Origin of the sequence: Rubrivivax soli (assembly GCF_049810355.1) — a bacterium.
In the GTDB taxonomy this organism is placed as follows: Bacteria; Pseudomonadota; Gammaproteobacteria; order Burkholderiales; family Burkholderiaceae_C; genus Rubrivivax.
Window position 1 is genome coordinate 5,849,600 of the sequence record NZ_CP187368.1, and the last position, 22,148, is coordinate 5,871,747.

Annotated in this window: 18 protein-coding genes; 10 read left to right on the forward strand and 8 right to left on the reverse strand. The window is 69.6% G+C overall.

What is annotated here, in order from left to right; all coding sequences use genetic code 11:
* The first annotated feature begins 483 nt into the window (after positions 1-483).
* The 3 genes from tnpA to tnpC all read left to right on the forward strand — a co-directional run bounded on the left by tnpA (position 484) and on the right by tnpC (position 2,780).
* Positions 484-834 (forward strand): IS66-like element accessory protein TnpA, encoded by a 351-nt coding sequence (tnpA, locus tag ACPOLB_RS26885; protein WP_425259140.1) that lies wholly within the window; start codon positions 484-486, stop codon positions 832-834.
* Entirely contained in the window at positions 831-1,163 is a 333-nt protein-coding gene (gene tnpB, locus ACPOLB_RS26890; RefSeq protein WP_425259142.1) for an IS66 family insertion sequence element accessory protein TnpB, read from the forward strand. Before tnpA ends, tnpB begins: the two co-directional genes overlap by 4 nt.
* Positions 1,164-1,247: 84 nt before the next feature.
* Positions 1,248-2,780, forward strand: coding sequence for an IS66 family transposase (gene tnpC / locus ACPOLB_RS26895; RefSeq protein WP_425261983.1), 1,533 nt, complete (start codon positions 1,248-1,250; stop codon positions 2,778-2,780).
* Here tnpC and ACPOLB_RS26900 read toward each other — a convergent pair.
* From ACPOLB_RS26900 to ACPOLB_RS26915, 4 genes are all read right to left on the reverse strand, one after another.
* Complete coding sequence (locus tag ACPOLB_RS26900; RefSeq protein WP_425259143.1) at positions 2,769-3,167, reverse strand: YkvA family protein; 399 nt, start codon at positions 3,165-3,167, stop codon at positions 2,769-2,771. The genes tnpC and ACPOLB_RS26900 overlap by 12 nt on opposite strands.
* A 297-nt stretch (positions 3,168-3,464) precedes the next feature.
* On the reverse strand, positions 3,465-4,388 hold the full coding sequence (locus ACPOLB_RS26905) for a S1 family peptidase (RefSeq protein ID WP_425259144.1): 924 nt from the start codon (positions 4,386-4,388) through the stop codon (positions 3,465-3,467).
* The gene (locus ACPOLB_RS26910; protein ID WP_425259145.1) at positions 4,385-5,485 is read right to left on the reverse strand and encodes a hypothetical protein; all 1,101 of its coding nucleotides are present in this window, start codon (positions 5,483-5,485) and stop codon (positions 4,385-4,387) included. The genes ACPOLB_RS26905 and ACPOLB_RS26910 overlap by 4 nt, the downstream gene beginning before the upstream one ends.
* Before the next feature lie 3 nt (positions 5,486-5,488).
* A complete protein-coding gene (locus tag ACPOLB_RS26915; protein WP_425259146.1) occupies positions 5,489-6,247 on the reverse strand; it encodes a hypothetical protein in 759 nt (252 codons plus the stop codon).
* A gap of 770 nt (positions 6,248-7,017) precedes the next feature.
* Between ACPOLB_RS26915 and ACPOLB_RS26920 the strand changes: the two genes are divergently transcribed.
* Entirely contained in the window at positions 7,018-7,191 is a 174-nt protein-coding gene (locus ACPOLB_RS26920; RefSeq protein WP_425259147.1) for a hypothetical protein, read from the forward strand.
* Positions 7,192-7,243: 52 nt separating this feature from the next.
* On the opposite strand, the gene ACPOLB_RS26925 is transcribed toward ACPOLB_RS26920, so the two are convergent.
* The 3 genes from ACPOLB_RS26925 to ACPOLB_RS26935 form a co-directional block, all read right to left on the reverse strand.
* Positions 7,244-7,825, reverse strand: a complete 582-nt coding sequence (locus tag ACPOLB_RS26925) for a hypothetical protein (RefSeq protein WP_425259148.1) — start codon at positions 7,823-7,825, stop codon at positions 7,244-7,246.
* Between the two features lie 200 nt (positions 7,826-8,025).
* Positions 8,026-8,418 (reverse strand): hypothetical protein, encoded by a 393-nt coding sequence (locus tag ACPOLB_RS26930; RefSeq protein WP_425259149.1) that lies wholly within the window; start codon positions 8,416-8,418, stop codon positions 8,026-8,028.
* Entirely contained in the window at positions 8,415-8,786 is a 372-nt protein-coding gene (locus tag ACPOLB_RS26935; RefSeq protein ID WP_425259150.1) for a hypothetical protein, read from the reverse strand. Before ACPOLB_RS26935 ends, ACPOLB_RS26930 begins: the two co-directional genes overlap by 4 nt.
* Before the next feature lie 196 nt (positions 8,787-8,982).
* Between ACPOLB_RS26935 and ACPOLB_RS26940 the strand changes: the two genes are divergently transcribed.
* Positions 8,983-11,808, forward strand: a complete 2,826-nt coding sequence (locus tag ACPOLB_RS26940; RefSeq protein ID WP_425259151.1) for an ATP-binding protein — start codon at positions 8,983-8,985, stop codon at positions 11,806-11,808.
* 1,092 nt (positions 11,809-12,900) lie between these two features.
* Here ACPOLB_RS26940 and ACPOLB_RS26945 read toward each other — a convergent pair.
* Positions 12,901-15,246 (reverse strand): sensor domain-containing diguanylate cyclase, encoded by a 2,346-nt coding sequence (locus tag ACPOLB_RS26945; protein ID WP_425259152.1) that lies wholly within the window; start codon positions 15,244-15,246, stop codon positions 12,901-12,903.
* Positions 15,247-15,744: 498 nt separating this feature from the next.
* On the opposite strand from ACPOLB_RS26945, the gene ACPOLB_RS26950 reads away from it, so the two are divergent.
* From ACPOLB_RS26950 to ACPOLB_RS26970, 5 genes are all read left to right on the forward strand, one after another.
* Positions 15,745-17,049 (forward strand): hypothetical protein, encoded by a 1,305-nt coding sequence (locus tag ACPOLB_RS26950; RefSeq protein ID WP_425259154.1) that lies wholly within the window; start codon positions 15,745-15,747, stop codon positions 17,047-17,049.
* Positions 17,050-17,096: 47 nt separating this feature from the next.
* Entirely contained in the window at positions 17,097-18,449 is a 1,353-nt protein-coding gene (locus ACPOLB_RS26955) for a metallophosphoesterase family protein (protein WP_425259155.1), read from the forward strand.
* A 441-nt stretch (positions 18,450-18,890) separates the two neighbouring features.
* Positions 18,891-19,313 carry a MarR family winged helix-turn-helix transcriptional regulator gene (locus tag ACPOLB_RS26960; RefSeq protein ID WP_425259156.1) on the forward strand — a complete coding sequence of 141 codons (423 nt, stop codon included), beginning with the start codon at positions 18,891-18,893 and terminating at the stop codon, positions 19,311-19,313.
* Between the two features lie 106 nt (positions 19,314-19,419).
* On the forward strand, positions 19,420-20,718 hold the full coding sequence (locus tag ACPOLB_RS26965; protein ID WP_425259157.1) for an SMP-30/gluconolactonase/LRE family protein: 1,299 nt from the start codon (positions 19,420-19,422) through the stop codon (positions 20,716-20,718).
* Positions 20,715-21,881 carry an alpha/beta hydrolase gene (locus ACPOLB_RS26970; protein WP_425259158.1) on the forward strand — a complete coding sequence of 389 codons (1,167 nt, stop codon included), beginning with the start codon at positions 20,715-20,717 and terminating at the stop codon, positions 21,879-21,881. The genes ACPOLB_RS26965 and ACPOLB_RS26970 overlap by 4 nt, the downstream gene beginning before the upstream one ends.
* Positions 21,882-22,148 lie beyond the last annotated feature (267 nt).

Here is a 22,148-nt window from a genome sequence, read left to right on the forward strand (position 1 = left end):
CTGCTCGCCGACGATGGCCGACACGGTCTTGACTTCGCAGTACGCTAGTTGCCAACCAACAAGTCGCGTCCGTGCGCGTGGTGTAAGTCCGGCGGACCCTCCTTCGGTGGCCCATGTGCCGGTTCGACTGGCCGTTTCGGGGCGACGCGTTCGGGACATCGGATGTCGGCTCAGGGTGGCGGGAGTGCCAGTTCAAGCCGTGCAGAAGCGCTCGCCGACATCTTGCTCTGCGTCGAACTGGCCGAAGACCGCTGCAGCTCGAACAGCAGCCGTTCATGGTGGAGCCAGTCGCCGTGGCCAACGGCAGCTTGGTGTCAGTCAGCGTGAGTTCGGCCGCGGGCGACCACCGACGGCAATCGCTGCAGAGCGGCCGATCACCATCGAGCGATCTGACCATTGAGCTGTAAGCGCGCGGCGAACCCATCTTGAGCTCGGCGCCGCGGGCGATAACGATGGTGTCCACGTAAGACTTAAGTGGACACTATGGGAGCGGACAAGAGAGCGACCCGGAGGCGGTACAGCGCGGAGTTCAAGGCGCAGGTGCTGGCCGAATGCAATGTCGCTGGCGCGTCGGTCGCCAAAGTGGCGATGGCCCACGGCATCAACGACAACGTCGTGCACGGCTGGCGCAAGCTGGCGCGAGACAGCGGTGCGGCGCCGCTGGATCGACCGAGCGAGTTCGTCCCGGTGACGGTAACGGCCGCGCCGGCGCACGCCGCCGACGCAGGCGGCATCGAAGTCGAGTTGCGCCGCGGCGCGGTGATGATGAAGATCACCTGGCCGCTGTGTGCGGCGGTGGACTTCGCTGCCTGGATGCGCGAGATCCTTCGGTGATCCGTGTGGACGCGGTCTGGCTCGCGGTCGAGCCGCTGGACATGCGCGCCGGCACCGAAGCGGCGCTGGCGCGCGTGGACCACGTCTTCGGCGCGGCGCGACCGCACCACGCCTACCTGTTCGCCAACCGGCGCGCCAACCGCATGAAGGTGCTCGTGCACGACGGCATCGGCGTGTGGCTGGCCGCGCGCCGGCTGCACCAAGGCAAGTTCATCTGGCCCAAGGACATCGGCGGCACGCTGAGCCTGGCGCGTCCGCAGCTCGACGCTCTCGTGCTCGGCCTGCCGTGGCAGCGCATCGGCGAGGCCGGCGTGATTGCAGTGCTGTAGTCGGCGCTGTTGCAGCGACGCACGGCAATTGCCGGACATGCCGATGGTGCGCGCACGCCACGCGCAGCACGATCACGCCTCGTGATCGACGAAGCGCAGCTCAAGACCCTGGACGCGCAGCAACTGCGCGAGGTCGTGCGCTCCCTGGTGGGTGAGCTCCAGCAGCGCGATCGCGAGCTCGCGTTCAAGAAGGCGACGATCGACAATATCACGCACGAGATGGCGGTGCTCAAGCGGCTGAAGTTCGCCGCCAGAAGCGAGCACTTCAACGCCGAACAGAAGAGCCTGCTCGAAGAGGCGATCGACGCCGACCTGGAAGCGCTGCAGCGCGAGCTCGAGCAGTTGGCGCCCGAGGCTCCGGCCGAGCGCAACAAACGCCAGCCCAAGCGCGAGAAGCTGCCCGAGCACCTGCCGCGGCGCGAGATCCGCCACGAGCCTGCGAGCACCGTGTGCGCGTGCGGCTGCGCGATGAAGCGCATCGGGGAGGACGTGGCCGAGAAGCTGGACTACCAGCCCGGCGTGTTCAGCGCCGGGCGGCACGTGCGCGGCAAGTGGGTGTGCGCGCAGTGCGAGACGCTGGTGCAGGCACCCGTGGAGCTGCACGTCATCGACAAGGGCATCCGCACCGCCGGGCTGCTGGCGCAGGTGCTGGTGGCCAAGTACGTCGACCACCAGCCGCTGTACCGCCAGGAGAGCATCTTCGGCCGCGCGGGACTGGCGATCCCGCGCTCGACGCTTGCTGCATGGGTCGGTGCCTGCGGCGTGCAGCTGCAGCCGCTGGTCGACGCGCTCAAGGGTGAACTGCTGCGGCACACCGTGCTGCATGCCGACGAGACGCCGGTGGCGATGCTCAAGCCGGGCAACGGCAAGACACATCGGGCGTACCTGTGGAGCTACTGCACGACACCGTTCAACCCGATCAAGGCCGTCGTCTTCGACTTCGCCGACAGCCGCGCCGGCCGGCACGCGAAGGCGTTCCTCGGCGCTTGGCGCGACAGCCTCGTGTGCGACGACTACAGCGGCTACAAGGCGCTGTTCGACGACGGCGTCACCGAGGCCGGCTGCCTGGCGCACGCGCGGCGCAAGTTCTACGACCTGTGGGCCAACCACCAGAGCCAGATCGCGCACGAAGCGCTGGAGTTGTTCGGCAGGCTGTACAAGGTCGAGGACGAGGTCCGCGCGCTCGACGCCGAAGCGCGGCAGCGGATACGCCGCGAGCGAGCCGGGCCGTGGGCGACAGCACTGCACACGTGGCTGCAGGCGCATCGGTTGAAAGTGCCGGACGGCTCAGCGACGGCCAAGGCCATCGACTACAGCCTGGGCCGCTGGGCGGCGCTCGTGCGCTACATCGACGACGGCACGCTACCCGCCGACAACAACTGGGTCGAGAACCAGATCCGGCCGATCGCCCTCGGGCGCTCGAACTGGCTGTTCGCCGGAAGCCTGCGCGCAGGCCAGCGCGCGGCCGCGGTCATGAGCCTGGTGCACTCGGCGCGCATCAACGGGCTCGACCCCTGCGCGCACCTGCGCGACGTGCTCCAGCGGCTACCGACCCAGCCGGCTAGCAGGGTTGCAGAACTCCTGCCGCATAGATGGGCCGCGCACTCAGCGGCCTAGAGCAGGTACGGCCCACGTCGAGATCATTGCTCCGACGACCACCCAGATCAGCACGATAGCCACCGCTCCACCTAGGCTGCGCGGCTTCGATCCCTGCTCCATCATCCACTGCTCGGCCTTCTGGCGTGACTCAGCCAGCACCTCCGGTGGAAGCATCCGCACCGTGAGCCAGATCAGAATGGGCAGGAGGATGACGTCGTCGACGTAGCCGAGCACCGGAATGAAGTCGGGGATGAGGTCGATCGGGCTGAGCGCGTAGGCCACGACGAACCCGCCCATCGCCTTGGCGTACCAAGGCGTGGCCGGGTGTGATCGTGCGAACCAAAGCGTCATCGCATCTCGCTTGATGCGACGAGCCCAAGCGCGAGTCGTGTCAACGAAGCCCATCGAAGTCCTGCAGACGGCCGCTACGCGGGTGGCGGGCACTGTACCCGTCGGGCATTACCTGCATCGATCGACCCTTGGCCAGCCGGGAAGCCGAGCCGCGCGAAGGCGCCTGTCAAGACGACTTGGCTGGACGGATACATTGAGCTCAAGCCCGGCACAGCCACGAGTAGGGCGGTCTCTAGTCAGTTGTCGGCCACGGTCAGGCCAGCAGCGGACGACGACGGCGCGCTTTATTGGCTCAGAGTTGGGATAGCGCTTGGGCTGGCGCCATCCCGAGCACGTGCGTTGCCCCTACGCCTAGGGGTGCGCGCCAGCCCGCAGCAACTCCTCCACCATGGCCTGGCTGCCCGACTTCCGCGCATAGTCCATCGGCCTGCGGATCATGTAGCTGCGGCCCGCCTCGGCGCCGGCCTGGTTCGGGTCGCACACGCGCAGTTGCTCGCGCAGCCGGCCGATGTTCTGCGACTGGATGGCGCCGATGATGTTCTGATGCCCGACGTTGTGCATCATGCGCGGCACGTCCCAGTCGCGCAGCCGCTGCAGCACCGACAGGGCGCTGGCGGCGCGTCCGAACGGCGGAGCATCCGAGGTGACGATGCCTACTAAGTGCCCACTGGCGCTCATCAGCGCACCACCCGACTGCCCAGGGGCCAGCAGGGCGGATTGGAAGGTCACCTCGCCGTTGGCCACGTCGGCCACGGCGTCACCCGTGACAGGCCGGAACCAGCGCACGCCGTTCGGATGGCCAAGCGGGAAGACAGTCATGCCGCGCGCGATGTCTTGATCGCCGAGAGCGAAGAAGCTGTCCGCGCACAGGTCCAGTTCGTTGACCGCCACGCCGGGCACGGCGAGCACCGCTAGGTCTAGCTCGACGTCGCGCTGCGGCAGCAGCTGTGCCTCGCGGGGCAGGCCGGGGCGATGACGCAGCGCTACTGTCACTCGCGAGGCCGCCGCGGCGCCGCGGCGGACCACGTGGTCGGCCGTCACCACGTACACCAGCTCGGGCGTGCGGCCGACGATCAGGCCGGCACCTATGGACGGCGAGCCGGGGAACTCGGCGCGGATCAGCACCAGACGCGCCACCGCGGCCTTCATGCCCTGCTCGGCCTCGCGCGCATCCTGCGCGGCCTGCACCTCCCGCAGCTTGTCGGCCGTCGTACGCTGGCCGGCGGCCGGCGTCATCAGCGACAGTGCAGCCAGCCACGCAACCGCGTGCCTCATGTGGGCCGGCTCCACCAGCGCCATACGGCCATCGCCAGGCCGAAGAGATAGAGCGCTGAACCCCACAGCAGCGACAAGCCGTGCTGCGCCGCCAACCACTCCAGCCAGGTGGGCATCAAGCGGCGCGGATGCCGCTCCGTGCCGGCGACGATGTCGCGCGCCCGGCCCTGCAGCGACAACGCCAGGTGCGGGCCCTCGCGGTCGATCTGCACGACGCGTGCATCCACCAGATCGAGCCGCAGCAGTTCACCGCGCGCCAGCGTGCGCTGCGCATCCCCGAGTGCGGGCAGGCGAACAGTTCCGGACCGCAGCGTGGACAACCGACGGACGAGATCGTCGCCGCCCTGGCGTGCGGCTTCCAGCCGCTCGAGGCCCAGCGCCGACACCGCCAGCGGTAGTGCGAAAAGCTGCAGGGGCGGCGTGGACGTGAACTGGATGTCCAGATCGAGGTCGGGACCGGCGTCGAGTCGCAGCTCCGTCGGCACGCCTCCGTCGCTATCGAGCGGCGCCAGCCCTGGCGATTCGAGGCTCACGCGTCCCAGTAGGCTGGCCTGCACCGTGCCCGCCCCCTGCAGAGACAGCTGCAGCCCGTTAGGCGCGGGCCGGAGCTGCACGCGCATGCCGGAAGCACCGGGCAGAGACGCGAGCGTGACGGTGCCCGGCGTGCTGGCCACCGCGCGCACGGCCGGCGCCGACGCCGCAGCGGCCGGTGCGCTCTCGGTGCGCCAGCCGCGCAGGCCCGAAGCACCTAGCGTCTGCAGTACCAGCGTCTCGGTCAGCGGCTGTCGGGTCGCCAGCGTGAACGACGCGCCGTCGACTACCACGGCGAGATGGACCTCGGTCTCGCCCAAGCGGGCGAACAGCAGCACGCTCAGGAGCCCCAGGGTCAGCACCAGAAGCACCGCGGGCGCCCAAGCGCGGCGGGGCCGCGGCGTCGCGGCTGCAAGTTCGGCCAAGCGCTGCATGGCGGCAAGCTGCTGCAGAGCCGCCTCGGGCGGCGCGGCCTGCTCGCGCAGGACCTGCCCGGCCAGGGCGCGTGCGTCTTCGGCAACTCGCTGGCGAAGCTGCTGCGCGGGGTCAGGCGGCGGAGCTGCCATCGTCTACCAGCCGGGGTGGTGAAAGCGGAACGCCAGCGTCGCCGATCCGCCTTGGCGCAGCACCGCCGATAGCTCGCCGTGGTGGATGCCGGGCCGGGCGGGCTGCAGAACCAACTCCACTGGCCGCTCGGCAGGGTAATAGCCGGGCGCCGGCTCGGCCGCGGGGGCAGGGCGGTCGTCGGCGTGCCACCAGCGTAGGCCCAGGCGCGACAGCTCCACCTGCGGCACGGTCGTCAGCACGTGGCGGGAGGCAGAGGCATCTGCGGGGCGCGGCCCGCACTGCAGCGGAACCAGTAACTCGTCGTTGCCATGGCGGGTGCGTGCCAGCAGCGCGATGTCGGGGCGGCGCAGGCCGCGCGCGGCCAACATGTCCAGCGGCCAGTCGTAGCGACCGCTGCTGATCGGCCGCCGTGTGTCCATGCGATAGAAGTTGCGGCGTCCGAGCCCGTGCGCGCGAATATGCAGGTTGCCGTCGCCAGGTGCGGAGGCCCAGCGCAGCGAGAGCGCGCCGTCGTGTGCAGGATCGAAGTTGGCCAGCCATTGCACGAGCCCGGCAATGCGCAGTTCGTCGCCGGCCACCTCTCTCACAAAGATGCCCTCGCAGCGCGTGCCTCGCATGCGGTAGCCATGCGGGGTATCGGCAGGCCGCGGCAGCAGCGGGTCGCACAGGTCGTCAGCAGCATGTGCCGGCGCGGCGCATACGGCGATCCAGGCGAGGCAGCCGCGGCGCGACACAGCCCATTCAACCGTGATGTCGCCCATCAGACCGCCTCCGGCTCGACCGCGCGCCGCCAGCGCGGGATGGCGGATGCTTTGTCGCTTCCCATGATGCACACCGATCTGACAACGTCCAGCATCAGGACTGCGCAATGGTTTGCGTGGAGGCCCCACGTGGCTTCCTCCCCTGCAGCGCTTTCCTCATAAGTCTTCATGGAGTCGCATATTGAATGCCAATGATGTTTGAGATCGTGGGGCGCGGCAACCGTGACCGGGATGGCAGCGACGATCTGCGGCGCTAAAGGTATGCGTTTGAGAACAGGCACTGTGGTTCGAGTTGCTGGCTTGAGATCCAGAGTCTTCTCCAGACTGGGTGCGCTCACTCGGGCTCGGCGCTGGAGCGGCGGCTCTGGCCGCGCGCAGTCTCATGCCGGTTGGGGCCACCGATGACCGGTCCACGTTTGCAGTCGGCCAGCCGACCGCAGTCGCGGACCTGGCTGCAGCCGAACGACCGCTATTGCCGGCGGCGAGCTGGTACTACCGACCCATCAGCGATATCCATGGCTTCGATCTCGTCGCCCTGAAACCGCCGGTCCGACCAGAGCAACGCACTCGAAGGTGGTCCCTCGGCGGAGGGCACGAATCGGTCGACGGTCCTCAGTGCGATTGATGCGCGCAGTACGGATTGAGACCGTGCGGGCTCCCGTCACCGGGAGCCCATCCTGCAAGCCATCGGCCGGCAGCCCCAGCGGGCGCCGGACGGCGCACCGCTCCACTGCGAACGCCACCGCTCCGAGCAGACCACGCTGTACCAGGTGGTGCAGCAGCACGCGGCCAGTTTCGTCGCGCACACCGAGGCCAGCACTGGCGCTGAGCTGCCTCAATTCGTCAAGGACGAGTTTGACGCCTTCCTCGAGTGCGGCATCCTGGCGCTGCTGGTCTCGGTAACGTCGTGGGTCGGCGGCTGGGCCGCGCGGGCGCTGGCCTGAGCCGTCTGCGGGACCGCGGCGTTGGTCAGGCGCCGGCGGAGCGCCGTCGCCGTCACGACGTCGCCCCGGCCAGCACCGGCCCGCTGCGCAGCACGCGCCGCGCGTGCCGCCACAGCCCGCCGCGAAAGGCCTCGCAGACCAGCATCTGCGGACCCTCGTGCGTGCACAGGCGGTAGCTGCGCAGGGCCGCCGCATCGGCGATGCCAACCACGCGCCACAGCCGGCCGAGCAGCTCGGGTCCCACGCTGACGGCTTCGCGTCGCACCCAGCGTCGGGCCAGCAGACGGCCGACCGGGCGCAGCCCCGTCTGCAGTTGCTCGCCCAGTGACGCGTCGACGCCGTCGAGGGCCGCGTAGACCAGCTTGTCGGCCAGCACGTCGCCACAGGCGACCAGCGAGCGCACGCTCTCGACGAAGCGCTCGCCCGGCAGCAGGTCGTGCAGCGCGGCCGGCACGTCGCGCGTCACGCGCTGGCTCAGCACGCGCTCGTGCACGGGCGTGCCGGCGAGAGCCTCGCACAGCCGGGTGGTCGAGCCGTCCTGCGCGACAAGCAGCCGCAGCAGCAGCTCGGCGCTGGGCGACTCGAGGCCGGGGAAGCGCTGGCGCAGGTCGGCGAACGCGACCGGACCGGCCATCGGCCCGGCGTCCTCCAGGGCCCGCCGGATTGGCGTACCGGCCGTGGTGGTGGCCGTGGCGGGCTCGCACGGACGCTGTCGGTGCGTCGCCCGGCCCCACCGGCCCTGCATCGGCCCCGGCGGGCTGATGTCGAAGCCCGCTTCCGGGCAGGGACACGTCGCCCCGGCCGCGACCGGCTCCTGCGGGACGCCCGGCCCGCTCACCGCGGCGGCGGGGCTAGGCGGCCGCGCGGCGGCGTGGGCGCCGTCCGGTCCGCGGCCACGATGGTGCGGCCGTACAGGCGCGGGCGCAACGGCGGCGTCGGCACGCCGGCCAGCCGCGACCAGTCCTGCAGCTGCTCGCCATGGCAGTCCCAGTCGCGGCCGAACAGTTCGGGCCCGTTCAGGCACATCCACAGCGCGTAGCGCGCCGAGGGCTCGTGCCCGAGGTCGGCGAGCCTGACGAATCGCCCGAAGGCCGCCGGAAAGCGCGCGGCGCGGAACCACTCCACGCCCTCGGCGTGCATCCGGTCGGCCAGCGGCTGCGGCAAGGCCGGTGCCGCAGCGGCGCCGGCTGCGAGCGCCGCGGCCAGCCGCCATGCTGCCCGCCTCACAGCCGATGCCCCACGATCAGCGCCACGGTCAGCGCGCACATCGTCGCGTTGCCGGCGTTGACGACCACGGCGCGGCTGATGCGGCAGCCGTTGGTCTCGTACAGCCAGGCCGCCATCGTCGCGTTGGCACCCAGCCAGGTGCACCAGGTCCACAGCGAGTGCTGGCTCGAGTCGCCGCTTTGGTGGATCGCCCACAGCGTCGGCAGGTAGGCGAGCACGCGCACCGAGTTGAACAGCGTGAATGCCCAGGTCAGCATCACGAGGTAGGTGCGCCGGCCGCGCGACCCGGCCGGCGGTGGTGCGGCACCGGCCCCTTGCGGCCCCTGCGCGGGCGGGCCCGCCATCTTCATCTGCATCGCCTGCTGCATCATTGGCTCCTGAAGCTCCGGGATCTGCCGCACGGTGGCGGCAACGGGGCGGAACTTAGGCGGCTGGCGTTTCGTCGGCGTTTCGCCGGCTTGACGCGGGGCTGCCGCGCAGGTGGCGGCGGGGGTGGTGGGGGGGCAGGGAAGGATGGCGGCGGACGGTGCAGGAGGCGGGGCGGCGGCTGAGGCCCTGGCGGAAGTGCGGCTGCTCGGCGCCCCGGCGCTGTGCCGCGGCGATACCCTGGTGCCCTTCGCGGCCGAACGGCCCTGGGCGCTGCTCGCGCTGCTGGCTTGCCGTCGCGACTGGGTGCGTCGCGACGAGCTGGCCGACCTGCTGTACCCCGAGCGCGACCTGGAATCGGCGCGCAGCAACCTGCGCAAGGTGATCCACCTCGCGCGCAAGCTCGATGGCGTCGGTACGCTTGAGCAGCGCGGCGAGCTGTTGCGCTGGGCGCCGGCGTCCGACCTGGAGCGCTTCGAGCACGCCTGCGACGCGGGCCGGCTGGACGACGCGATCGCCGCCTATGGCGGCCCGCTGCTGCTTGGCCTCGACCAGGCGCTGCCCGCCGAGACCTTCGACTGGCTCGAGGCCGAGCGTCGCCGGCTGCAGTCGCGCTGGCACACCGCCTGCACGCGGCGGCTGGCGCAGCTGGCCGATGCGCCGGCGGCGGCCGCGGTGCTCGCCGAGGCGATGCTGCGCCACGACCCGCACGACGAGGCCGCCGCTGCGGCGCTGGCGCTGGCGCGGGCCCGGGCCGGGCCGGGCGCAGCCGACGGCGCGGCCACGCCGGCAGCGGCCGCGACGGCACTGGTCGGCCGCCGCTTCGAGCTCGCCGAGCTGCGCCGCCGGCTGGCCGACCCCGAGGGCCGGCTGCTTGTGCTGACCGGGCCGCCCGGCGTCGGAAAGAGCACGCTCGCGCGGGCGGCACTGGCTGGCGCCGGCCCGGCCTGCTGCTGGGTCGCGCTGGCGGACCTGCATGCCGCCGACGAGGTGCCGCCGCGCGTGGCGGCGCGTCTCGGACTGCGCCTGGACGGTAGCCAGCCGCCCTGGACCGCGCTCGCCGCGGCGCTGGGCGGCGGGCGGCGGCTGCTGGTGCTCGACAACGCCGAACACCTGGACCTGGCGGCCGGTCTCGACAACCTGCTGTCGGGCAGCGGCGTGCAGCTGCTCGTCGCTTCGCGCGCCAGCACCGGTGTTGCCGGCGAGGAGCGCCTGCCGCTCGGCGGTCTGCCGCTGCCCGACCTCGACGAGACCGACCCCGAGGTGCTGCGCGCCAACGATGCAGTGCGCCTATTCGAGCTGCGTGCGCGTCGCGTCGCGACGAGCTTCGACCTCGCCGCCGAGGCGCCGGCCCTGGTGCGGCTGCTGCACGCCGTCGACGGGCTGCCGCTGGCGATCGAGCTGCTCGCGGCGTGGCGCCGGCTCATGCCGGTGCCCGAGATCGTTGACGAGCTCGACGCCTCGCTCGAGGTGCTCGAATCCGCGCCGTCGGGCGAGCGCACGCTGCGCGCCGCCTTCGAGCGCAGCTGGCAGCAGCTCGACGCCACCGGGCAGCGCGTGCTGTCGCAGCTGGCGTTGCTGCCGCAGCCAGTCGGTCGTGCGATGGCGCGCCAGGTTCTGCAGGCGCCGCTGCCAGTGCTGGCGACGCTGGTCGACCGCTCGCTGCTGCAAGCCGACGGCGAGGGCCGCTTCGCCCTGCACCCGCTGCTGCGGCGCTGCGCCGCGCCGCGGGCGACCGGCGCCGACGCCGTGCGCGAGCGCCATGCGCGCGATGTCGCGGACCGCTTGCACGCCGTGCGCAAGGCGTCGGCCGATGTGCAGCTCGCGGCCGTCGTCGCCGAGCCGGAGCACGTGCGCTCCGCGTGGCGCTGGGCGGTCGACGCGCGCGATGCGGAGGTGCTGCGCCGGCTAGCGGGCCCGCTGCAGCTGCACGATCGCCAGTGCGGGGGCTGGCAGGAGGCGATCGCGCAGTGGCAGCAGGCGCTGGCCGCGCTCGAGCCCGTGCCCGGCACCGCGGTGGCGCGGGCGCGGCTGCTGGCCGGTCTGGCCGACCTGCAGTATGCGATCGGCGATCTCGGCGCGGCGGCGGCGTCGGCCCTGCGCTGCATCGAGCTCGGCACGGATCGGGCCGACGATGGCGGACTCGCCGACGCGCTGGCCCAGGCGCTCGCGGACGCACAGATGACGCTGCACAGCGTGCACTGGCAGCGCGGTGCGTACGACGAGGCCCAGGTGTGGATCGACAACTACCTTGCGGGTGCCCGTGCCGCCGGCGACCGCCTGCGCGAGGCGCACGGCCTCACGTCGCGGGCCATGCTCGACAAGGAGCGCGGCCGCCACGAGGAGGCGTTGCACGGCTACGAGGCGGCACGCGCGCTGTTTCACGCCCTCGGCGACACGGTCCACCTGGTCACGCTGCTGAACAACCTGGGCAACCTGTTGCGCATGATGGGTCGCTGCCGCGAGGCCATCGCCGCGCTCGAGGAGGGCCTGCACTGGAGTCGGCACCACGGCATGCGCGCCGACGATCCCTTCCTGCTCACCAACCTCGCGCTGGTGTACGAGGACCTGGGTCATGCCGGCGAGGCCGTGGCGACCGCGGCGCGCGCGCTGGCCAGCGGGCGCGAGCAGGCCGAGCCGCTGGTGCAGGTGTTCGCGCTGTTGGTGCAAGCGCGCTGCGAGCCGCTGCAGCCGAGCGAAGCCGGCGAAGCCGGGCGCGCGATGGCCTGGGTCTGGCAGGCGCTCGGTGTCGCCGACACGCTGGGCACGCCCTGGGTGCGCGAGGAGTGCCTGGTGGGCGCGGCGCGAGCGCTGGCCGCGCGCGGCGAGCCGCGCCGCGCCGCGGCGCTGCTGCAGTGGGTCGCCGCGCAGCCGGGCGCCGACGCAACCGCCCGCGCCAGCGCGGCAAAGTGGCTGCACAAGCTGGGCTTCGATGCCGCCACGCTCGCCACGGCAGCCGCCGACCTGCCCGCCGACGCGCCCATCGAGCGCGCGCTCGCACAGCTGCCCGGCCGCTACGGATGAGCCGTGGTGGCGCCTTCGCAGCCGGCGGCCGCTTGCCAGCGACCGCCGGGGCCCATCATCGGTCGATCGTCGTCCTTCAGCGGTCCGGCGCCTGGGACTCCGGACTTGCGCGCCCGGTGCGACTCGACCGCCCCGCCCGCCCGACCCCGGCCGGTGATCGAGAAGATCCTGACGCACCTCGACCGGGACCCGCAGCCGCCGCCCAGGGGGCGGGCGCGCGAGGCGGCGCAGGACTGAAGCCGTCTAAACACCGCCGGGCCCATGCCGGCCGTGATCGACACCACTTCCGCGGGCCACAGTGCCGCAGCGCGGCCGGGCAACCCTTCGCGCCAAGTGGGCGCGGCGTTACCGAATGAGGGCCAACCCCGAAATCGAGGCCAAAGATCAAGGACAAACGCGCCCCAGGGGAAGCGGCGAGGCGGTCCGAAGTATGGGTACTGCAGCCATGATCTCACTGCTGCAGAGATCTGTTCTTGGCTGGTCTGGCTGGTCTGGCTGGTCGCGGCTTGGTTGTTGGGCTGTGCGCGGGCGTTTGAGACTCCTATGCGCAAACGTTTGTTCGACATCGACTTGCACACCTGCCAGAACGGGAGCGCCAGTGAGCTGAATATCGTCAACGTCGACATGTGCGCATGCGGCCGTTGATGCGCCGGGGAGCCGGCGTTGCTGAAAGGCTGCTTCTGGCCGCATGCGTGAGTCTGTGGCCGCGCCATGAAGCTGACCTCCGAGTCGTTGGCATCGCTCGCCAGTGTCAGCTCACGGCGAAATCAGCGTAGACCCGGACCCGGCCAGGAGCGGTCCTGAACGATTTCCTCCCAGTTCGCGCCTCGATATGCCTTTGGGCAACCGGTTTTCGACGGCGAATCTGTGGCGCTGGTTGCCTCGACCCGGCCACAAGCGGTCCTGGCCGGAGCGCTCGCGATCCTTACCCTGGCGTGTTCCCGAGTGGCCGGACTTCGGCAACGAGTTCGAGGTGCTCGCTGGCTCGATCAGGCCATCAGCTGCCCAAATTGAACGTCCGCTGAGAGCAGGCGAATCCACTGCGCGACTTGGCTTGCCCGCGAACAATAAGGTTGGCTCGGGACCCACTCGTCAGCGGACCGCCACAGCCACTGTCTCGCGGTCGTAGGAGCGGTGCCGCAATCGCTTCTCCCGAAACATCCGCTCGTCGGCCAGAGTTAGCAGGATCGCAGCTTCGTTCCCGTCCTCTGGGTACCGGGCCACGCCAATGCTCGCACCGACCATCGCGTGCGCCCCGGAAGGAAGCGGCACGGGCTGGCCGATGGCTGCTTGCACGCGGCGCAGCACCTCGGCTACTTCTCGATCAGTACCCGCTGGCGACAAGACAAACACGAACTCATCGCCACCGAGGCGCGCCACGGTGTCGGACTCGCGTAGCGTCGCGTGCAGACGTTCGCCCACGGCACAAAGCACGGCGTCGCCGGCGTCGTGTCCGTGCGTGTCGTTCACGGCTTTGAACCCGTCGAGGTCCATGTAGGCTACGGCCAAGGCCTGTCCTCGTCGCCCTGCGCCAGTCAATGCCTGGGACAGTCGGTCCTGGAGCAGCGTGCGATTGGGAAGTCCTGTGAGGGCATCGTAGAGTGCCGCCCGCTCCATCGCCAGTTGATGCTGCTTCAAGGCGGTGATGTCAACCATCAGCCACATGGACTCGTCGGGATCTGTCGAAACCCGTACTCCGCTGAGATCGACCCAGATGGGGCTGCCACTGCGATGTCGCATCTGCAGCTGGGTGCGATAGGTGCCTCCGTTGCTCAGCACGGGGTAAGCCGCGGCGCCTAGTGCCGCGTAGCTCTCGTCATCGAGATACAACAGGCGTGCGGGGGCGCCGCGCAATTCTTCCTCGCTGTAGCCGAACATGAGCCCCAGCCCACGGTTCGACCACACCGAAACCCGATCACGCAGCTTGACGATGCCGACCAGGTCACTGTCGAGCATGACAGCCTGCTCGCGCGCAAGACGCTCCAAGTGCATGCGTGCCGATCGCATCTCGGTGATGTCGGTCTCGACTGCCATGAACCCCGTCAACTGACCTCGAGCGTCGTGCAGTGGCTGCACATCGATGTCGACCCAATAGTCGCGGCCGTCTTTGCTGCGGTTGCAGATCTCAGTTCGAAACCCGGTTCCTCGTCCCAACTGTTCACCGATTGCGCGCACGGTCTTCGCGTCGGTGTTCTCGGTTTGCAAGAGATGTCCCGGAACGCGCCCCTTGAACTCGTCCAGCGTGTAGCCGCTGATGCGAGTGAAGCCTTCATTCACCCAAACAACGCGTCTCTCTTTGTCGGTGATGATGACCGCGTTCGATGTGCGCTGGGCCACCTTGGCCAGCCGGTCGAGGTCGGCGGTCATTGCCTCGGCAGCCGCCACTGCGCGCGCACGCCCCCTAGCCAACAGCCAGAGCGTGGCTGCAAGCAATGTGCTCAACAACACGCCGCCTACGCCAACCGTCCACGATGCCCTGGCGTCACTGGCGCGTTCGAAGGTTGCAGTACTGGCGACCTGCAGTTCCAACTGCTGCTGACCGACCGTGAGCCTACGCGATGCTGTGAAGTGGCGATCGACGTAGCTTTGGGTCGGTGGCTCCCCGGTCGTGTTGGCAAGCGCACGGCTGCTATCGAAGACGACGACCGGTCCTGAGGCCCCGGCTTGTGCGAGCAACCGGAAGTCCACCCCCTCGCTCTCCAGCTTAGCCGTTCCCGCCATCAGCTCCGCCACGACGATCGGGGTGTACAACAACCCAAGCAGTGCAGTTCGGCGCTGCTCAGCGGTCGATGGGTCGGACCCATGCCGGTAGAGCGGTAACAGGTACAGAAAGCCGGGGCTTCGGCGCTGATCTTGCACAAGGCTGATGGGCGCAGTCAGCACTGGTTCGCCAGAGTCGATGGCGCGCTCGATCGCTTGACGACGCAGTCGTTCCCAGCCCAGATCGAGCCCTAAGGCCTCAGCGTTGTGGCCCAACGGCTCGATGTAGCGCACCACGTAGAGCTCGGCCGCTGAACCGCTGCTGCGCACCGTAAACGAGCTGACGCCCCCAGCGCGCTCGGCGGCCTCCATCAGGGGCACTGCCAAACGAGGTACCCGCTCCACGAAAGCAAAGCCGCGGACGCCAGGAAACTCCGTCTTCAGGTTTCTTGCTTCAACGTAGTCGCGGAATCCATCACGACTCAGAGCGCCGCCAGCGGCAGCGACGCTCGCGCGCAAGCCGGCCATACCGTAGTGCGGGAGCCTGAATCGGGTCGCGACGTCCGCCTGCAATTGATCCACTTGCCGCGTGAAGCGCGAGTAGTCTTCGGCCTCTGCCGATTGGCGCAGCGAGTGGCGCCAGATTGCGGTCAAGCCGAGCCCGGTCAGGAACACGCTGACGGCCAGCGCTGCGGCGGACCATCCACTGAGGCTGACCTTGGAGAGGCGTGGTGACACTTCTGGTTTCGCGCCGCATGATCCGGCACGCGTAACGGTTGTCGACAGTTCCGACGATAACTTGCGCTCGACAGCATGCTGGATTGCACGCAACCGCATTCCGCGGTCGCTGGCAGCACACTGAGATGCGACCTGCGAGCGCTTCGGGCGTGGTGTCAGAGCAGGGTCCAGGGCGCCAGACGCAGCGCACGGGTCGGCTAACGGGCGGCGAGCGTGCACGCTGCGATGCCCGCCTCGGGTCGGTTGTGTGAGACCGCGAACGGTTGCTTCATGGTGGTGAAGCTGGAGGAACGATGGCCTGCCGGCCGACCGCTTTGGAGCAGCGCGGCCGGCCGGACTGGGTCGGACTCAGGCGGCGCGTAGAACGGGCTGGAGATTCCGCATAGAAGTCGAGCAGTCGCTGCCGGCGCTTTGCGGAGTTGCGGGCTGGGTTGAAAACCCGGGCCGAGGCGAGACGATGGCTTGTCGGAATCCCCCGACGCCCACCGAGGACCGCCGATGGCCTCATCTCCATCCCCCAATCCCCGGCCCGCCGTCGTTCTGCACGGCGGGCCTGCCGCTCTGCCCACCCTGCTGGGCGGCGGAACGCCCCGCCTGCCCACCGGCGGCAAGATCCGCGCGGGCATCAAGGTCCTGACCCGCCGGGCCGCCGAGGAGCCGCGTGCGCAGGCGATCTACGAACAGGGCCTGAACCAGGGCCAGTCGTTCGACCAGATCGAGCGTGCGCTGGCCGAGGCCTGCCCTGAGCTCAAGAGCCCGCTCGTTCCGCGCAACGTGCCGTGGTTCACTGTGCGCGCCCAGGACTTCCCGAACCCCCTGCTGGCGGCGCAGATCCTCGACCTCCATGGCGAGGACCGCGGCGAGGGCCGGCGCCTCTACCGCTTCCCGGTGGTGTTCCCGACCGATCGCTGGCAGAGCGTGATGCCGCATGAACTGGCCACCTGGGGTGCGCAGGACAAGCGCTTCTGGTCCGAGTATTCGACCGACGGACGATGGCGCCACTGCATGACGCACGCGCCGGTGCCTGTGGACGCGACCGGGCGCCGCACCGTTCGGCTGTTCGGCGGCCGCAAGGCGGTCCCGCGCGAGGACAGCGGCGGGCTGTGCCAGCCGGAGTCCTGCCCGGAGTACCAGCAGCGGCAGTGCAACCTCACCGGACGCTTCCTGTTCTTCATCCCCGGCATCCGCTCGATCAGCGCCTTCGAGCTGCACACGCGCAGCTTCTACGCGATGAACGCGGCGATCCGCACCTTCGAGACCGTGGCGTTCCTGCGGGGAGGCCGGCTCGCGGGGTTCCTGGACCGCCAGGGCACGCCGTTCTACCTGACCAAGCGGCTGATGGAGGTGGCGCACATCGATGACCAGGGGCGGACTGTCCGGGTGCCGCAGTGGATCATCGAACTGGAAGCGCCGGTCGACGTGGCGACGCTCATGCGGGAGCAGGACGATCGGGACACCGTGCTCCTGCAGGCCGATGGTTCCGCCCGCGTGCTCCAGGGGCACCGGGAGAACGCCTTCTCGGCGCCAGGGCAGGGACCCGAGCCCGTCGAGCAATCTCTGGCTGCGAGCGATCCCACGGCAGACGGCATGCCGCCGACGCTGGAGCATGTGCTCGGGCGGCTGACCGCGATGGGCGTGCCTGCGCAGACCTGGCTGAGCTACGCGGCCGCGCGGTGGGGTCCAGGGTGGAAGCTCAATCCGCAAGGGCGGCAGCGGGCCTTCGGCGAACTGGAGCGCTTCCGGAACGATCCGAAGGGCTACGCGGACAAGGTCCACGCCGAACTGCAGCAGGTGGCGTCGTGAGCGCGCAGGGACGACCGCCAGGCGGAACCGGTGCGCCACGCGCGGAGGTGCCGCGCATCCCGGATGGGCATCCGCGAGCGCACGGTTCGCACCGTCAGGCGCATCGCGTGCGGGTGGCGCATCTGTCCGACCTGCACTACGGGCCGCGCATCCTGGAGGAGGCCGATCGTTGCTTCTCGGCAGCGGTGGACCGCGCCATCGAACTCGCCGTCGACGTTGCAGTGATCTCCGGGGATGCCACCGATCACGCCCTGGATCTGCATGCGCCTGCGGCATTGCGGCTGCTGGCGCAGGTGCGGAGGCTGGCCGATCATTGCCCGGTGCTGATGCTCCAGGGCACGTGGTCGCACGAGCCGCCCGGCACGCTGTCCGTGTTCAGGCTGCTGGGCAGCCGCCATCGGGTCTTCGTCGCGGACCGGATCGGTCAGGTGGCGTTGATGGGTAGCGCATCGCCCCGGGACCTGTCGGTGGCCGATGCATCTGCCGCCGACCCTTGGCTCACGTCCGACGGTCCGCGCTTCGCAGAGGTGCCTTCCGGTGCCAGGGCACTGTTCACCTGCATTCCGTCGATCAATAAGGCGGCCGTCGCGGCATCGGTCGGCGCCACCGCTGTCGCCGAGGCCCAGGGCGAGCATCTGGTCCGGCTGCTGCAGGGCTACGCCGGCATCCACGGCGTGGCCCGTGCTGCCGGCGTGCCGGCGCTCGCGGTGTCGCATGGCACGGTCTTCGGCTGCGTCACCGAGCACGGCGTGCCGATGGCCGGGTTCGACCACGAGTTCACCCCCGGGGCGCTGTTCAGCACCGGCGCGCAGGCCACCTTGCTCGGCCACATCCATCGGCACCAGGCCTGGATCCAAGGGGAGGGCGAGCGGCGCCAGTGCATTGCCTACGCCGGGTCGATCGGTCGCTTCCACCACGGAGAGCAGGGCGACAAGGGGTTCCTGCTGTGGGAAGTGGGACCGAACGGGGTGGATTGCCGCCTTGAACCGACGCCCGCGCGGCGAACGCTGGACATCGTGTTCGAGGGTCGGCCCGACCTGGACCAGTTGCGAGAGGCGGTTCGCGCGCAGGAACTGGCCGGCGTCAGCGTGCGGGTCCGCTGGACCGTGGCCGACGAGGACCGGCACGCGGTGGACCGCGGTGCCATCGAGTGTGCTCTGTCCGGCGCCGCCGATGTCCAGCTCGAAGGGCGGATCGTGCCCGTGGTGCGCACCCGCGCGCCCGGCATCTCGCAACTCGTCAGCCTGGCCGACAAGGTCAGGACCTGGGCCACGGCGACACACGTCCACGCGCCGCCGCTGCTGCAGTGCCTGGAGCGGGTGATGACGACCGAGCCCGAGCACATCGTCGCGGCAGTCCTGGCGCCGCATGCCGACGATGTTTCGGGAGCCGATGCTTAGCGCGAGCGACCGCTGGTGTGCAGACAGCAGGCGCTTTGCCTGCGCCGAGCAGGACCCGCTGACGAACCAAAGGAGTCCGTGATGGTCTTGCAAGCGGATGGCTGGTCTACTTTGGAGCCTGACCTTCGCCAATGATGTGCAGAAAGTTTGGGGTGGCGACAGCTGTCGTTCGTCGACCGAAATCACCTACCCGAGCAAGCTACGGCTGAGCCAAGCATCCGAAAGCTGCGAACACACGTTGCGGAACTACCTCTGTCCTTCGTTGAGCTCCGAAGCTGCTGACGACCATCGCGTTCCAATCACTGCGCTGGCAGATCGGGTCGTACACCCCACAGGGCTGTGCGGACATAACTCGGGCTTTGTCCGCGTCTGACTCTGCTCTTCGGTGAATCGCCGAGAAGTGGCTTGACAGTGCCGCTGGTTGGGTAGGACACTACCGATATGTCGCACCCCACGCTCGAACTCAAGCGCGCCTACCTGGCGCTGCGGCGCGCCGTGGAGCAGACGGTCAAGCAGTTCGACGTCACGGGCGCGCAGTTCGACGTGCTGCAGTTCCTGCTGCACGGCGACGGGATGGAGCACAGGGAGCTGCAGCGCAGGCTGTCGGTGACCTCGCCCACGCTGACCAACATCCTCGACGGCATGGTCAAGGAGGGCCATGTCGTGCGGCATGCCGATCCCCATGATGGGCGCGTCAAGCGCTTGTACCTGGGGCAGGCGGCCCGCAAGCTGGTGTCGTCCCAGGCATTCTGCGACGCTGGCGACGCCCTCGTCGCCAAGATGTTCCAGGGCTTCACCGAAAAGGAACGCCTCGAGTTCCTGCGCGCCCTGAGCCGCATCGAATCCAACCTCGACGGCGGCTGATTCCCGGCCGCTTGTTACCCACCTCTTCACTTCACACCCATACCGGTAGCTTCCTACCTCTTGGCGTCGTCACGCCCAATTCGTTAGCCTCCTACAGGAAATCATCATGAACCCACTCGCATTGCTCATTCAACTGCTGGTCGGCCTGAGCTTCATCGCCAGGGCAGCCGCCAAGCTCTTCGGCACCGAGAAGAGCCGCGCTGAGGTTGCAGCGCTGCGGTTGGGGCGCGGCACTCGGTGGACGCTGGGCGGCCTGGAACTGCTCGGTGGCCTGGCCATGCTGGCGTCGATGGCCCAGCCCTTCCTGGTCTTCTTTGCCGCGGTCTTCTTGGTGCTTGTCGGCAGCGCAACCGCGCTGCTGCACGCCGTTCGCAAACGAACTCAAGGACTCGCCATGACCGCCTTGCTGCTGGCCGGTGCCGTCGTCGCGGCACTCCTCCAGCCGCTGGGCCTGCGGGTGCTTGCGCTGCCCGAGGCCGAGGCCCTGCCCCTGGCGCCGGTGGCATCCGCCCGAACCGTCAAGTCCTATGGCGAGGGCCAGTGGCTGGAGAGCGTGCAGGTCGGGCCTGATGGCACGGTCTACCTCACCAGCAACCTGGGCGAGAACTACGCCACGGGTGACAAGCGCCAGGTCCGCGCGCAGGTCATCGCACGGGCACCCGATGGCACCGAGCGTGTGTTCTTCGAGCTGCCGCAGGGCGCCACCGCAGGCGTCATCGCCTTCGATGCGCAAGGCGGCATGTACATGACCGGCCAGGGCGCCCGACTCGGCGTGTGGCGGCTCGGTGCAGACGGCAAGGGTGCGCTCTTTGCCCAGCTGCCGACAGGTGCCTGGCCCAACGGCATCACGGTCGGCCCCGACCAGCAGCTGTACGTCGCGGATGCCGCGATGGGCGTGATCTGGCGCGTCGACCCGAAGTCTGGGGCGGTCAGCCGGGCCATCGAGAGCGATGCCTTGCGCGCCCGTGTCTTCGTTGCGCTGGCGCCTGGGGCCAACGGTCTTCACTTCTTCGGCCGCGACCTGTACGTCACGGTGTCGGATTCCGCCCAGGTCCTGAAGACCACGCTGGGGCAGGATGGCCGGTTCGGCCCGTTCGGTGTGTTTGCGAGCGGCATTCCCGGCGACGATTTCGCCATCGACGAACAGGGCACGCTGTACATCACGACGCACCCGTTCAACACCATCGTGCGCGTCACGCAAGCGGGCGAGCGCAGCATCGTCGCCAATGCGACTCAAGGCGTCACCGGCGCGACCGACGCCGCATTCGGCGTGCTGCCCGGTGACCGCGACACGCTGTACGTGGCAACGGATGGCGGTGCCTTCTCGGGCGACATGAAGGCGCGAGGAAGCCTGGTGGCGCTCAAGGTGCGCCGCGCCCCGACGGCCGTTGGGAGCGCCCAATGATCCGCCGCCGGGTCGCACGAGTTCTTGCACTGCTGGCGCTGCTCCTGTCCAGCGGCTGCGCCACCGACAGCTCGGAGCGGCGCGCCGTCAGCTTCGACAGCTTCGCCGCCTACGCATCGGATGCGCTGCGCAGGGTGATGGCCCCGCGGAGCGGCGATGGCGCCGACGTGCTGCGCCTGGCGGGCCTGAACGTTCCCCGCGAGTGGCGCCCGGCGGCTCAGGCCCGGGGCGGCGTGCTGCTGGTCCATGGCCTGGGCGACTCGCCCTGGGCCTTCCATGACCTGGCTCCTGAACTGGCGCGTCAGGGCTTTCTCGTGCGCACCGTGCTGCTGCCGGGCCACGGGACCGTCCCGGAGGCCATGCTGGAGGTGCGCCTGGAGGACTGGCGCCGCACCGTGGCCGAACAAGCCGACCTGCTGAGGCGCGATGCCGGCTTGGTCTACCTGGGCGGTTTCTCCACCGGAGCCAACCTCGTGCTCGACCAGGCCTACTCGACCAAGGACGTGGCGGGCTTGCTGCTCTTCTCGCCGGCCTTCCGTTCGTCCGTCCCCTTCGGCTGGGTGACACCGATGTTGCGGCACGTGAAGCCTTGGCTGGCGGAGACCAAGTCTGCGACGGAGTCCATCCCGATGCGCTACTCGAACGTGCCCACCAATGGCTTTGCGCAGTTTCACCGCAGCAGCCGACTGGCCCAGCGGCACCTGGCGTCCGGCAGTTTCGACAAGCCGGTGTTGATGGTGCTGGCCGCCAGCGACTCGGTGGTCGACACCGACCATGCAGTCAAGACGTTCCAGACCCGTTTCCCGCACCCCGCCAGTCGACTGGTCTGGTACGGCAGGCCTCCACAGCGTGAAGGCGACGACGCGAGGATCCTCACGCAGCCAGACATGCTGCCGGCTTGGCGGATCAGCCAGTTCTCGCACATGGGTGTGCTCTTCTCGCCCAACAACGCGCTGTACGGCCGCGAAGGCACCCTGCGCCTGTGTCACAACGGCCACGACGCGCAGGCCACCCAAGCGTGCCAGCAGGGCGGCGAGATCTGGTTCTCGGAATGGGGCTACAGCGAACCGGGCAAGGTGCACGCGCGCCTCACCTTCAACCCCTACTTCACCTGGCAGGCGGGCGTCATGGCGGAGGTCCTGGAGGCCGGGATCGTCCGTTGAGGCCTCGGGACAGTTCATCGATCCTTCGTGCCACGGAGCGATAGGCGTCGGCCACTCCATCGTGACGGGTGCACGCTGCACAGCGGCCACCGCGATACGGGTCGTCGCACCCAGTGACTGCTCCGCGCGGGCATCGTCAGTTGAGCCATCGAGCGTCGATCGTCAGCAACCACTGCGCTGCTGGAGCACAGGTCGACCTGACGAAGGACAGCACAGGGTCGGCGGCGCCAGTTCGAGCAACAAACGCGCGGGCGTACTGCGCTCATG

Bases quoted from the DNA above. Each gene is read 5' to 3' on its own strand.
- ACPOLB_RS26900 (WP_425259143.1), bottom strand. From the start codon at position 3,167: ATGGGCTTCGTTGACACGACTCGCGCTTGGGCTCGTCGCATCAAGCGA.
- ACPOLB_RS26965 (WP_425259157.1), top strand. From the start codon at position 19,420: ATGAACCCACTCGCATTGCTCATTCAACTGCTGGTCGGCCTGAGCTTC.
- ACPOLB_RS26905 (WP_425259144.1), bottom strand. From the start codon at position 4,388: ATGAGGCACGCGGTTGCGTGGCTGGCTGCACTGTCGCTGATGACGCCG.
- ACPOLB_RS26915 (WP_425259146.1), bottom strand. From the start codon at position 6,247: ATGGGCGACATCACGGTTGAATGGGCTGTGTCGCGCCGCGGCTGCCTC.
- ACPOLB_RS26950 (WP_425259154.1), top strand. From the start codon at position 15,745: ATGGCCTCATCTCCATCCCCCAATCCCCGGCCCGCCGTCGTTCTGCAC.
- tnpA (WP_425259140.1), top strand. From the start codon at position 484: ATGGGAGCGGACAAGAGAGCGACCCGGAGGCGGTACAGCGCGGAGTTC.
- ACPOLB_RS26970 (WP_425259158.1), top strand. From the start codon at position 20,715: ATGATCCGCCGCCGGGTCGCACGAGTTCTTGCACTGCTGGCGCTGCTC.
- ACPOLB_RS26935 (WP_425259150.1), bottom strand. From the start codon at position 8,786: ATGCAGCAGGCGATGCAGATGAAGATGGCGGGCCCGCCCGCGCAGGGG.
- ACPOLB_RS26960 (WP_425259156.1), top strand. From the start codon at position 18,891: ATGTCGCACCCCACGCTCGAACTCAAGCGCGCCTACCTGGCGCTGCGG.
- ACPOLB_RS26910 (WP_425259145.1), bottom strand. From the start codon at position 5,485: ATGGCAGCTCCGCCGCCTGACCCCGCGCAGCAGCTTCGCCAGCGAGTT.
- ACPOLB_RS26925 (WP_425259148.1), bottom strand. From the start codon at position 7,825: ATGGCCGGTCCGGTCGCGTTCGCCGACCTGCGCCAGCGCTTCCCCGGC.